General features: G+C 45.2%; 11 protein-coding genes and 1 pseudogene. 11 read left to right on the plus strand and 1 reads right to left on the minus strand.

Translation table 11 applies throughout. The annotated features are described in order from the left end of the window. Positions 1–634 precede the first annotated feature (634 nt). From BN1067_RS07740 to BN1067_RS07780, 9 genes are all read left to right on the plus strand, one after another. The gene (locus BN1067_RS07740; RefSeq protein ID WP_053218296.1) at positions 635–1,015 is read left to right on the plus strand and encodes a hypothetical protein; all 381 of its coding nucleotides are present in this window, start codon (positions 635–637) and stop codon (positions 1,013–1,015) included. 231 nt (positions 1,016–1,246) lie between these two features. Next, on the plus strand, positions 1,247–2,155 hold the full coding sequence (locus BN1067_RS07745) for a glycerophosphodiester phosphodiesterase (protein ID WP_053218297.1): 909 nt from the start codon (positions 1,247–1,249) through the stop codon (positions 2,153–2,155). Between the two features lie 117 nt (positions 2,156–2,272). Next, positions 2,273–4,195, plus strand: coding sequence for a BglG family transcription antiterminator (locus BN1067_RS07750; protein WP_053218298.1), 1,923 nt, complete (start codon positions 2,273–2,275; stop codon positions 4,193–4,195). 156 nt (positions 4,196–4,351) lie between these two features. Further along, complete coding sequence (locus BN1067_RS07755) at positions 4,352–5,674, plus strand: 6-phospho-beta-glucosidase (RefSeq protein ID WP_053218299.1); 1,323 nt, start codon at positions 4,352–4,354, stop codon at positions 5,672–5,674. Next, positions 5,671–5,976, plus strand: coding sequence for a PTS sugar transporter subunit IIB (locus BN1067_RS07760; protein ID WP_053218300.1), 306 nt, complete (start codon positions 5,671–5,673; stop codon positions 5,974–5,976). Before BN1067_RS07755 ends, BN1067_RS07760 begins: the two co-directional genes overlap by 4 nt. Positions 5,977–6,131: 155 nt before the next feature. Then, positions 6,132–7,430: a PTS cellobiose transporter subunit IIC gene (celB, locus tag BN1067_RS07765; RefSeq protein WP_053218301.1), complete on the plus strand. Its 1,299-nt coding sequence runs from the start codon at positions 6,132–6,134 to the stop codon at positions 7,428–7,430. A gap of 11 nt (positions 7,431–7,441) precedes the next feature. After that, complete coding sequence (chbG, locus tag BN1067_RS07770) at positions 7,442–8,185, plus strand: chitin disaccharide deacetylase (RefSeq protein WP_053218302.1); 744 nt, start codon at positions 7,442–7,444, stop codon at positions 8,183–8,185. Next, positions 8,186–8,548: a PTS lactose/cellobiose transporter subunit IIA gene (locus BN1067_RS07775; RefSeq protein ID WP_053218303.1), complete on the plus strand. Its 363-nt coding sequence runs from the start codon at positions 8,186–8,188 to the stop codon at positions 8,546–8,548. 16 nt (positions 8,549–8,564) lie between these two features. Continuing rightward, positions 8,565–10,403, plus strand: coding sequence for an exo-beta-N-acetylmuramidase NamZ family protein (locus BN1067_RS07780; RefSeq protein WP_110943377.1), 1,839 nt, complete (start codon positions 8,565–8,567; stop codon positions 10,401–10,403). A gap of 98 nt (positions 10,404–10,501) precedes the next feature. Here BN1067_RS07780 and BN1067_RS07785 read toward each other — a convergent pair whose 3' ends face one another. Further along, entirely contained in the window at positions 10,502–11,110 is a 609-nt protein-coding gene (locus BN1067_RS07785; protein WP_053218304.1) for a class I SAM-dependent methyltransferase, read from the minus strand. Between the two features lie 315 nt (positions 11,111–11,425). Between BN1067_RS07785 and htpX the strand changes: the two genes are divergently transcribed. Continuing rightward, positions 11,426–12,343: a protease HtpX gene (gene htpX / locus BN1067_RS07790; protein WP_053218305.1), complete on the plus strand. Its 918-nt coding sequence runs from the start codon at positions 11,426–11,428 to the stop codon at positions 12,341–12,343. A 305-nt stretch (positions 12,344–12,648) separates the two neighbouring features. Next, a pseudogene (locus BN1067_RS20700) lies at positions 12,649–12,915 on the plus strand (transposase); the annotation flags it as partial. Positions 12,916–13,105 lie beyond the last annotated feature (190 nt).

Raw genomic sequence — 13,105 nt, forward strand, 5'->3', positions numbered from 1 at the left:
ACTTGCACAAATATTACGAAATGATTGATCAGTTAACGTCACACGAGCATAAAGGAGATAGTAATGAACGTTTTACTGCTGTTTATTGGTCCGGCAGTTGTAGCTGTCGTGTTGAGTGCCATCCTGTCGACAAAATATAAGAATTGAGAAAAAATCGATAAAGGATTCGCGCTTAACTATCACAAATTAACGTACCGAATAAAGTAGATTCGTTCGAGTTTGGGGAGTACCGATAGTATAAAGAATGTCTGCTACAACGAGTGTATATGTAATAATTTGTAGGATGCAGGTATGAATGGAATCAGTATATGCTCATGAGGTTCTATTGTCTGTAGGTTATTCTTTACTTTATACATACTGGGTGTATATTTGTTAAATAAAATACAGGATGGATGGAAAAGGGGAGGACGTGTGATAGATTTTTTTGAATTCTTATTTATGCTTTACCCACTGGTACTTCTTATTGTAATAGGTTCTGTTGTTTGGTTCGCCATTCGCTTTATCCAAATTCAACGAACCAGAAATGAAATTCTTACTGAAATCGCAAGAAAGCTCGAAAAGGATTAAAGGCTGTCCGAAAGTAGGAAGCACCCGCCAATAGAAAGACTGTCTTTGATAAGGAGGGAAAACATATATGTATCGTAGGATTTTGGTCGTATTGTTGATTTTAATCGTATTCCTGACCTCCTGTAACACGAATACGTTTACTTATTCTGGCGAGTCGGAAAATTGGTCGGCGGATTTGAGAGTGACACAAACCAGTGATGACTATCAAACGCAGGATTTCAGGCTAGTATACAAGGGGAGTGATGTTGATGCTGTCGGGGAAGTTTCTTACCTTGTAGAATCCATGGGTAGTTTTGGAAGAAGCGGTGTATTGTTGGAGGAAAATGGTACGCTCACAGATAGCGATGAAGCCAATCCCACGAATGCCAAAGTGACGGAATATACGGAAGTAGAGGTCACAGTAGAGTGGAATGACAATGTGGAGACATTCGTATTAAGCAAACAGTAGCGCGATACCCATTTAGTTCGAAGCTACCGGATGGCTATCTCTAGCCACTACTATACTACTAATTAATGTAAAAATGTTATGAAGTTTTTTCCTACCAGCCTCTCATTGTAGTACTGGACAAAGTCAGATAGGATTTGAATTAAGAGAAGGTCCAGGACGCATACTTACGAGAAGAAGGACTTGATGGAGAATCTCTTTTTCAGTAGGAAACAAATCCGGGAGGGAATGGATATGAAAAAATTTGTAACGTATCTAGCTATGTCGGCTGCCGTAATGGGAGGAGCATCGCAAATCGGAACTGTCCAGGCTGATGCTGCCGAGGGTGAAGCAGATTTGCCTTTTCCCGATGAAAGAATGTTGAACATTTCCCATCGTGGTGCTTCCGGTTATGCCCCTGAGCACACGATTGCTGCCTATGAACTTGGTGTGGAAAAGAAGGGAGACTATATCGAGGTAGACCTGCAAATGACAAAGGATGGCGAACTGATTGCCATGCATGACGAAACGGTCGATCGGACTACCGACGGTACCGGGCGCGTGGGAGAAATGACACTCGAAGAAATCAAACAGCTGGATGCAGGTACCTGGTTTAATGAGCAAAATCCGGAAATGGCGAAACCGGAATATGCCGGTCTGGAGGTCCCGACTTTACGAGAGATTTTTGAGCATTTCGGAAAAAGCAAACATTATTATATTGAGACGAAATCACCGGATGTCTACCCAGGTATGGAGGAAAAGCTTAACGAGCTGCTGGAGGAATACAAACTGACTGGTGTGAACGGGCGTTCCAGCAACGTGATCATTCAGTCTTTCTCCCAGGAGAGCCTTTTGAAAATGAACGAAATAAACCCTGATCTTCCGCTTGTCCAATTGATCAGCCGACCTGATCAGGAAGGGACAAGCAGGCTGGATGAAATCGCGGAATATGCGATCGGAGTCGGCCCGAGCTTTAGTCGTATCAAGCAAATGGAAGGTGGAGCAGATTATATTAGCAAGGTGCGTGAAAAGGGATTATTGATTCATCCCTATACAGTTAACACTGAAGAAGACATGCTTTTGGCTATGCAATGGGGGATAACCGGAGTATTCACCAATTACCCAGATCGATTCAGACAAATGCTGAAAGATTATAATCATTAATAAAAGACATGTTTATCAATAAAAGAGGAGGGGCTGCCCCTCCTCTTTTTCCCCTTTTGTGTCCCAGCCGGCCATGCTATAGTAAAGGTAATCATTTTCTGAAAAAGGGGTTTTGCCATGAATGGACGTGGACGGGAGTTGCTGGAGCTTTTTTTAGCATCAAATGAACCGGTCACATGTGCCGAATTATCAGCCGGTTTGCAGGTCAGTGAGAAAACCGTGCGAAACGAAATCAAAGCGTTAAATCAACTGCTTTCCCAACGAAATATGTGCATTGAATCCCAACGAGGGATAGGTTATCAATTGCATGTCAAAGATGAAGCGTCATTTCAACAATTTTTTCAGGAATACATACAAACGGAAAACAAGCTCCCTCCGGATGACCCGGAAACCAGAATCGTTTATGTAATGGAGAAGCTATTGTTTCATTCCGGTTATGTAAAAATGGAAACACTCGCGGAGGAGCTTTATATCAGCCGTTCAACCTTGCAAAACGATTTGAAACATGTACGGTCGATTTTGGAAACCTATGAATTGGCGGTAGATCAGCGTCCGGGATATGGTATCAAGGTCATCGGAAAGGAAACAAACATCCGCTTTTGCATTTCAGAGTATTTATTCAACCAAAAACCCTCCTTCATTGAAGCATCCGGAAATTGGCGGGACATTTTGCCGTCTGAACATCTGGAGCACATCCGTACTGCCATTCTAACCAGCTTGCGAAAACACAGTATTATGATTTCTGATATTGGTCTGCAAAATCTGATCACACATATCGCCATTTCTTGTAAACGTATTCAATCGGAAAATCAGGTAGAAATGAACGAAATGCAGTGGGAGGAAATGCGTTCTCTCCAAGAATATGAGGTAGCACGGGAGATTATGGAATTAGTGGAAGAGGGTTTGCTTGTTAATTTCCCGGAACAGGAAGTGATGTATCTCACGCTTCATTTACAGGGGACTAAACGAAGTAAGCCGGATAAAAGGATTGCAGAGGAAGCTGTTGCGATCGATCCGGAATTGGTTCAGGTTGTTAAGCGAATGGTGAAAAAAATAGATGAGCTTTATTCGTTCCGGCTTGCTGATGATGAAGAGCTTTTATTGCATATGTGTCTCCACTTAAGACCGGCGATCAATCGACATAAGTATCAGATGAATATAAGAAATCCGCTGCTTGAAGATATAAAAAAGAATTATCCGCTTTCCTTCGAAGCTGCTTTAGCGGGAGCCGATGAGTTACAAAAATTGCTGGGGATCCGTGTAAATGAGCATGAAGTTGGTTATTTGGCACTCCATCTGGAGGCTGCTCAGGAGCGTGCAAAAAGAAGGGCTTCCCGGGTCAGCAGGTGTTTGATTGTCTGCGCTACTGGACTTGGAAGCGCCCAGCTGCTGCTGTATAAACTGGAGGATCGTTTTGGTGCCGATCTGGAAATCGTTGGAACGACGGAATATTACAGTTTAGAAGAACAGAAATTGGAGGATATCGACTTTATTGTCACTACCATTCCCATCGACCGAAGAATGCCTGTTCCTGTGGTGCTCGTCCGGACTATTTTAGGCGACAGTGATGTAACCAAAATACGCTGTCTTTTGGAGAAGGAGAAGAACCTTGTGGAGTGCTATATGGTCGAAACGTACACGTTTCTGCATCGCGATTTTGCTTCTCCAGAAGAAGTGATCCGTTTTTTGAGCCGGCGTCTTGCTGCAGATGGAATAGTTGGCGATGGATACATGGAATCGGTGTTAGAGCGAGAAAGCTATGCACCGACCAGCTTTGGCAATTTAGTGGCAATTCCCCATCCGCTTGAGCCGATGACCGATAATACTTTTTGGTCGATTGTCACATTAAAAAAGCCGATTGTTTGGGCTGATAAGCTAGTGCAAATTGTTTTTTTGCTCAATATCGACAGAGAAAAGAAGCAGGAGGCAAAGCCGATGTTTCAGGCGCTAGTCAGGCTTGTCGACAATGAAAAGTTGCTGCTGCAGCTTTTGGACTGCTCCAGTTATAAGGAATTTCTTCAAACCATAACAAAAGTATGAGCAGGCAAAGGGGGCTGATTCCCTTTGCTTTTATTTTTGCCAAGTAGGTGGTGCGAAGCTCCAATTAACTTTTTACCATTGTCAATGGTAAAAGTCTCCCTCCAAGTGGATGGGCCTGGGAGGTAGAATGACAGTAAGCAACGTTGCAGAGAAAGGATGAAGCTAATGAAAATTACCGTGATTGGAGGGGGATCATCTTACACACCAGAGCTTTTAGAAGGGATTTTGGAGAAGCGCGAGTTGCTCGGTGTTACGGAAATCTGGCTGGTCGACGTCCCGGAGGGACAAGAGAAACTGTCGATAATGGAAAAACTGGCATGTCGGATGATTAAAAAGGCTGGACTGTCCATAACATTGACGGCCACGCTCGACCGGCAGGCAGCTATCAAGGACGCTTCCTATGTGATTACGCAAATCCGTGTCGGTCAGCTGAAAATGCGGCGGAGTGATGAATACATCTCACTCAAGCATGGGGTGATTGGCCAGGAAACGACAGGTGCCGGAGGATTTATGAAAGCACTTCGTACGATACCGGTTCTTTTGGATATTTGCCGAGATATCGAGAAGCTGGCACCGGATGCCTGGCTGCTCAACTTTACCAATCCGGCTGGTCTTGTCACGGAGGCCATTTTGAAACATAGCAGTGTCAAGGTTATCGGCTTGTGCAATAATCCCATCAATTATTACAAAAAATTCTCCCAAACGTACAACACGGACATGGATGATATCAGTATCACTTTTGTCGGCATCAACCATCTAATCTGGATAACCGAGTTATACGTGAAGGGAAAGTCGCGAATAGAGGATATCCTCACGGGTGTTTCAGATAGCTATGAGGCACGAAATATTCCGTCTTTTGGCTGGGACCTTGACTTTCTGCAATCGCTGCAAGCCATTCCGTGCGGTTACCACAAATACTACTACCAAACAGAGCAGCTGTTGGATCAGCAGCTGGAGCAGTACCGCAACAACGAGACGAGGGCTGATCAAGTCCGCAAAGTGGAGAAGGAGTTATTCGAGCTTTATCAGGATCCGTCACTTGATGAAAAACCGAAGGCACTGGAACAGCGGGGAGGTGCCTATTACTCGGAAGCCGCTGTCCGTCTGATGACCTCGCTTCACACTAATTCAAGACACATTCATACATTGAACGTCCGTAACAATGGAACGATTTCCTGTCTGCCGGATGATTCCTGTATCGAAGTGAATTGTGTAGTGGAAAGTCACCGTGTCACTCCGCTACAAGTAGGAACGGTTTCACCGCAAATAAGGGGACTGCTTCAAGTGGTCAAAGCATACGAGGAACTGACGGTAGAGGCTGCAGTGACCGGAGATAAAGGATTGGCATTACAGGCGCTAACGCTGCATCCGCTTATTCCATCTGTGGATAAAGCGAAAGCCATTTTGGAGGAAATGCTGCAGGTAAACCGACCGTATTTGCCACAATTTTACCAAGAGAAACAGGGGGGTCACCAATGAAAATAGCCTTACTTTGTGCGTTAGGCATGAGCACCAGCCTGCTTGTGGACCGGATGAAAAAAGCGGCAGCTGACAGGGCAATCGAGGCAGAAATCGATGCTTATTCCGTTGACGAGATTGATGAGCAATTACAGACGTCCGATGTCATTTTGCTTGGTCCGCAAATCCGCTATAAACAAAACGAATTGTTCAAAAAAGCAAAACAAGCAGATACCCCCATAGCCATCATCGATATGAAAGCATACGGCCTCAGGGATGGAAAAAAGGTGCTAGACCAGGCACTCGAGCTTCTCAATCCATAATTTTTTGTAAGCGTTACCGAATTAATTGCAATGAATGTTTTAAGCATGTTCACCATGATTGCTTGCGCTGGCCTTTTGGGCACAAATAGGAAGCGGAAGCGGTATTCCCCCTAGACTGAAAAAGAGCTTTCAATCCATTTAAGGGAGGAAAAGAGATGGACCGTTTTAATGCATTTATGGAGCGTTACTTCATGCCGATTGCGGGAAAAATGGCCGAACAACGCCATTTAAAAGCCATCCGGGATGGAATCATCGCCGTGATGCCGTTGCTGATTATCGGCAGTATTTTTCTCATCATTAGTTCTCCACCTGTCCCCTCATGGGCAGAGTTTATGTCAGCATATGCACCGGCGCTGAATATCCCGGTCAATGCGACCTTTGGATTATTAGGACTTATTGCGGTATTTTCAATTGCGTATAATCTAGCTGTCAGCTATGAAATGGACGGATTATCAGCTGGTGTGCTCGCTGTAGCGGCTTTCTTCGTGGCCACACCGTTAACGGAAGAAGGTAACATCCCGCTCAATTTAATGGGAAGCGAAGGACTGTTCATCGCTATCGTTCTGGCAATTGTCACGGTCGAAGTCTATCGATTTTTTGAAAAAAGAAACATCGTCATCCGCATGCCGGATGGTGTACCACCTTCTGTTTGGCGTGCGTTCACGGCGCTGATTCCTGGAGCTGCAATCATTGCGATTGTCTGGAGTGTCGACTTACTGTTGAAGGCTTCGTTTGAGTTATCGCTTCACGGAGTGGTTGGAGCAGTCTTGCGCGAACCTCTTCAAATGGCTGGAGGAAGTCTTTGGGGTGCCATCATCGCGATCATTTTGATTCACTTGTTGTGGTCATTCGGGATTCACGGTATTTCTGTGGTGGCCAGTGTCATGGCCCCGATTTGGTACAGTTTGACCGAGGAAAATGTGGCAGCACATCAAGCTGGTGAAGAGCTGCCAAACATTATCGGACAGCCATTTATGGCAATCTGGTGGGCAGTCGGCGGATCCGGGATGGCTTTTGCTTTGACAGTGCTGTTTCTCTGGAGGGCCCGCTCCAAACATTTAAAGGGATTGGGCAAAGGTTCGATCGGTGCCAGCTTTTTCAATATAAGTGAACCTGTTATTTTCGGGGCGCCGGTCGTGATGAATCCGCTATTAGTGATTCCATTTATTCTGGCACCGCTTGCTGTCGGGATTGTCACATACTTTTCCATGTCGCTCGGATTGGTAGGCAAGCCATATGTGATTGTCCCTTGGACGACTCCGCCTCCGATATCCGGAATCTTAACAACCGGTGACTGGCGCGGCGGTGTGCTGATGCTCGTCAATATCCTGATTGCCATGGTTATCTACTATCCATTTTTCCGCCTGTATGACAAACAGCTGTTGGCAGAAGAGCAAAGCGAGGAAGCGGACAATACGGACGATAATCCAACCGTAACTGCCGGACAGGGGTAAGGGGAATTTATATGGAAAAAAAGCGACAACTGATTATCAATGCCGACGACTTTGGACTCACACCAGGTGTTTCTGCTGGCATCCTTTATGCCCATCAACATGGAATAGTTACCAGTACCACTGCCATGGTAAATACGGAGTTTGCTATGGAGGCTTTACAAGCAGCGAAGCCTTTTCCGGACTTAGGAATTGGATTGCACTTTGTGCTGGACGCAGGCCGCCCGTTATCTTCATCGCCTGCGAGCCTTATTGATCGAAATGGTGATTTTTTGAAGGGTGAAAAGCTGATTGCCTCAGCCCAAAAGCAGGATATAAAGCAGGAATTGGAAGCACAGCTGCAGTTTTTGCTTAAGGAAGAGGTCAAGGTAACCCATATCGATAGTCACCATCATATGCACTTGCATATTCCGTGCGCCTTGGAGGCAGTGAACGAGGTTGCCAAGGAACACGGGCTGCCGATCCGGACGTTCAGTGAAAAGCAAAACCATGGAGACATCCGGACTACCGATTATCTTCGTTATGATTTTTATGGGGAAGACCATGTATCTGCTGATTACTTGCTGCAGTTGTTTTCTGAATTGGAGCCGGGTGTGACGGAAGTGATGTGCCACCCGGGCTTCATGGACACCTGGCTGGAGCAAAAGAGCAGTTATCGATTCACCAGGGCAAAGGAACTGGCATTGCTGACGGACAGCAACATGATCGATTGGCTGGACCAGCATAAGGTGGGCTTGATTCATTATGGAGGGTTGTAAATGAAAATAGAGGATCTTTCCATGCAAATCATTTTGTATGCAGGAAACGCCAAGGCTTTTTTACATGAGGCATTACACGATGCAAAAAACGGACAATTTGATGACATCGAATCGAAACGGAAACAGGCTGCCGATGAATTGCTCAAGGCTCACAAAATTCAAACCGCTTTTTTACAGGAGGATGCAGTTGACCAGCTGGCTGTGTTGCCGGTTTTACTCGTTCATGCCCAGGACCATCTAATGACGGTGATGTCGGAAAAAGATTTAATCGAAGAGTTGATTTGGTTGCATCAGCAGCAGCACGAGACGAACAAAAAGCTTGATAAATTATTGGAAACCATTCATGTGCAGGAGCAAAACTAAACCAAGGAGGAGTTTGATGAAACCAGGTAAAGTGATGCTGGGTACAATTGTTTTCTTGTTACTGCTGGCTGCGTCGGCAACAGCCGTACATGCCGAAGGAAAACCGGGCAAAAAGGCGAAGGTCATGCCTGGAGTGGAAGTGTTTCTCAAGGATCACCTAGATTGGGTGGATGGAAAACGAGTCGGGTTAATCACTAATCCGACGGGAGTGGACAGGAACCTTGTTAGCACGAGCGACTTGCTTTACGAGCATCCGGATGTGCAATTGACGGCGCTATTCGGGCCGGAACATGGAATCCGGGGGGACCAGGAAGCTGGTGAGTATGTCGAATCCTACATTGATGAAAAGACAGGACTGCCTGTGTACAGTTTATATGGACCGACATGGAAACCGACAGAGGAAATGCTGGAGGATGTCGATGTATTGTTGTTCGACATCCAGGATATCGGCTCCAATGTCTACACGTATATATACACGTTAGGTTTTGCAATGGAAGCGGCGGCTGAGTACGATAAGGAAGTCATTGTGTTGGACAGGCCTAATCCGATAGGCGGAACCAGGGTGGAAGGACCGCTTCGTTCAGATGAGACAGTAAGCTTTATGGGGAGATTTTTGCTGCCGGTACGGCACGGCATGACGGTTGGCGAGCTTGCTACCATGTGGAATCATGAATACAGCATGGGCGTCGACTTAAAGGTCGCTAAAATGAAAGGCTGGAAACGGACAATGCACTATGAAGATACCGGTCTTCCATGGGTGATGACCTCTCCGAACATCCCGACAATGGAGTCGGCTTACCTATACACCGGGACAGAATTGGTTGAGGACACCAATCTATCGACGGGATTGGGTACGACCAAGCCATTCGAACTGGTCGGCGGACCTGGAATAGATGGAGAAGCATTGGCTGCTGAGATGAACAGTCGTGACCTGGCCGGCGTCCATTTCCGTTCTGCTTATTACACGCCAATGTTCGGAAGACATGAAGGACAATTGATCGGTGGTGTGCAGGTTCATATAGATGACCCTTCTGAAATCGATCTGGTGGCACTTGGCCTTCATTTAGTAGATGCTATGCGCGATCAAAATCCGGAAGCGTTCGAAATGACGTCCAGCTATGCCAACTTGATCGGTGATCCGGATGTCCCTGGCATGATTTTGGACGACCAGCCAGTAGAACAAATCATGGATTTCTGGCAGGATGAATTAAACATATGGATTGAAGAAGTCCGCAATCAATACTTGTTGTACAACCCTTATCCGGAAGGAACAAAGCCTTATGAAAATCAAGGTGTTTTAGGAATCTTGCCGTTGGATGTATCAGCTTCCGTTGGGGAAGCCATCGACCTGACGGTGAAGGGATACGATGAAAAGGGAGAAAGGCTTGATATCGATCCGGAGGCAATTGACTGGACAGTTAGCGGTGACATTGGCGAAATCATTAACGGCGTCTTCCATGCCTCTGCAGAAGGAAAAGGAGAATTGAATGCTAGTTTCGGTGATTACACCGCTAAGCGGCAAGTGGATGTCTCGACCACCTTGCTGGAAAATATCCGTTATGGCATTCATGCGGATTATACGAGGATTGTCTTTGACTTAAATAAAACCATTACTAATTATCAGTTGGAGGAAGAAGAGGGCCAATTGCGTTTAAAGGTTCCGTATGGAGAAATCGCTGGGGAACTGGATGAGTCAGGCGGAACGATTCAAATTAACAACAGTCCCGTAGTGAACCAGATTGATTACGAACGCGATGGTGATACTTTTGTGGCCGTTTTTGATTTGAAGACGGACAGCGTCAGCTTTGAAACCCCGTCGTTTTCATCCCGGATCGTGGTGGATGTGATGCATTAAACGAGGTAGGGATATTCAGTCAGTAGATTGGGCCGCGTTTTACTCGTGGCCCAATTCCTTCTTTTCTGACAAAATCAGGTTACGACGTTTCCTGTTTTTTATTGATTTATTCCAAGTACACAAACAGTGGAAACGGGTTTTGTGGATATGATTTCCATTCTAATAGAGGAAAAACCAGCGTCTTTAAGCTGATTGGCTATTTTATTTCCAATTTGTTTGACCGTTTCTTCTGTTGCACCTTTTTCAAAAGGTTGGACAGTTATGGCGACTATTCCATTTTGCTTCATACGTTGACGAATCGCCTTTAAGGTTTCTGTCGGCTCCTTCCAAAATATAATGGAATTTACGGAGAAGACTTTATCAAACGGAAGGTCAAAGATAGGGAGGTCACTTACATCGGCAAGTCTTAGTTCAACTTTTCCTTCTTCCATATGTTTTTTATTTCTTTTTTGAGCTTGTTTCAACATTTTTTCAGAATAATCGACTCCAACAATATATCCATCTTGAATAGCGTTGGCTGCCAATTCAATCCCGATGCCAGGTCCAAATCCAACCTCTAAAACGTTGTCTTCTTTTTGGAGGTCCAACAATGAAATGGTCCACTCAATCTTTTTATAACCGAACATCTCCATCAGTTTTCCTGCAAGGGCTCCTAAATATCCTTCAGGTTTTTCGAATTGTTTAGCAAATCTGTCTAATAAACCCATGTTACATTCTCCCTTCAATCAATTAATCCTCTTCCTCGTTCACTTTCTCGGTTTTGCTTTCTTCTACATTTGACAATATGCAGGTATTTTCCTGTTCATCAAACCAATCGGCATTGAAGTAATTCTTTTGGTGAAACACGATGACCTTCCAAAAGACAAAGCATAAATTGAATAGGTCATTTGTTAATACGAGAAAATGGCAATTTTGTGAAAACAGGGCTATTCTTTTGTTCGATTCGGTACGTTGTTATAGGGTATAAGAAGGGAAATCATGTTAAACTAATGGGAAAATCATTGAAAAATGGAGGTTCGGATATGGGAAAAAGAATTCTGTTCTTTTTATTGACCAACATTCTGGTCATGACGACCATCGTGATTGTCTGGTCGATTATTACGACGTTTACTGACATCGGTGGTTCGTTTGAAACAGGCGGTGCAGGATTGGGAATCGATTATGCTTCGCTGATGGTGTTCAGTTTGCTTGTCGGGTTTATTGGTTCCTTTATGTCGTTGGCAATGTCCCGCTGGGTTGCGAAAAAAATGATGCGTGTCAACGTCTTGGATCCGGACGGTTGGTTGGCACCACACGAACGTGCTGTCGTTGAAAAGGTACACAGGCTTTCTCGCGCTGCCGGTTTGGCACACATGCCAGAAGTGGGTATTTATCATTCTCCAGAGGTGAACGCTTTTGCGACCGGTCCGACCAAAAAGCGCTCGCTTGTCGCCGTATCATCCGGCCTGCTGCAAACAATGGATGACGACGCAGTAGAAGGTGTCATTGCCCACGAAATTGCCCACGTTGCTAACGGAGACATGGTGACGATGACCTTGCTTCAGGGTGTCGTCAACACATTTGTCGTCTTTCTATCCAGAGTGGTGGCTATTGTTGTATCCAGGTTGGTTCGTTCGGAAATGCAAACGGTCGTACGGTTTGCGGCCATTATTGTATTTCAAATACTGTTCTCGATTCTCGGAAGTATCGTGGTCAGTGCGTTCTCTCGCTGGCGGGAATATCGGGCAGACCGAGGTGGAGCCGATTTAGCAGGCCGTGATAAAATGGCCCATGCATTGCGTTCACTGAAATCCTATGTGGACAGAGCGCATCTGGATAATGATCGCACCGATGATGCTGCGATTCAAACCATGAAAATCAATGGTAAAAGCGGAATGGCTACGTTGTTTTCTTCCCATCCGGATTTGGATGACCGGATTGCACGGCTGGAACAACGTTAACAGGATAGCGTATAGCAAAAGCAGCTTAACCTATAGCACTGCTGATCAGGTTAAGCTGCTTTTTTATGTAAAACTTAATGTCTTGTCAAAAGAAGGATGGCTCTATACTGAATGTGGTGGTGTCCCCCTGTTGTGATGGGTGTTCCTGCAGTGTGCAAAAAAAATACACTCATTCCCTCTCTCTTTGACTGGGGATTAAAGATAAACAAGTAGATGTATGGAATATAGAGGAAGAAGGAAGCGCCTTAAGAGTAGAGCTTTACACAAGACAAAGGCAACAAAAGTGCCCGTTCTGTAAAGAAAAACAATGGTTTAAGACAAGTGATGAGAAGACAGCCGGAAAAGGGCTGGAAGAATGTTTGAAATGGATGCGTGCTTCAAACAAAGAGGCATTTGGCCGTGTAAGAAAAACGTTCATGCGTTGGAACAAGAGATTTTACAGTCCATGTATCCATTTCATAATGGGTATATCAAGGGAATAAACAATACGATAAAGGTTTTAAAACGAGATTCACGTTGAACGATTAAAGCATAAAATTTTATGGCAGCAAGCGGTTAAAAAGGCCCTGTAGAGCGAAATAGTTTAGCAGAGGAAATAAGCGAGACTCGTGCGGAAAAACAGGCGGACGAGACCCCACAGCGGGCTTTGCGAGGAGGCTCGGGCGTTCGTCCGCGGAAAGCGAGTTTATTTCCTCTGCGGTCTGAGTAAAATAGCTGTTTTTAGAATGAGCCTTTCGATAAAGAGAGGGTGGAAGAAAAATC

Origin of the sequence: Virgibacillus senegalensis, assembly GCF_000821245.2 — a bacterium.
Lineage (GTDB): Bacteria > Bacillota > Bacilli > Bacillales > Amphibacillaceae > Sediminibacillus > Sediminibacillus senegalensis.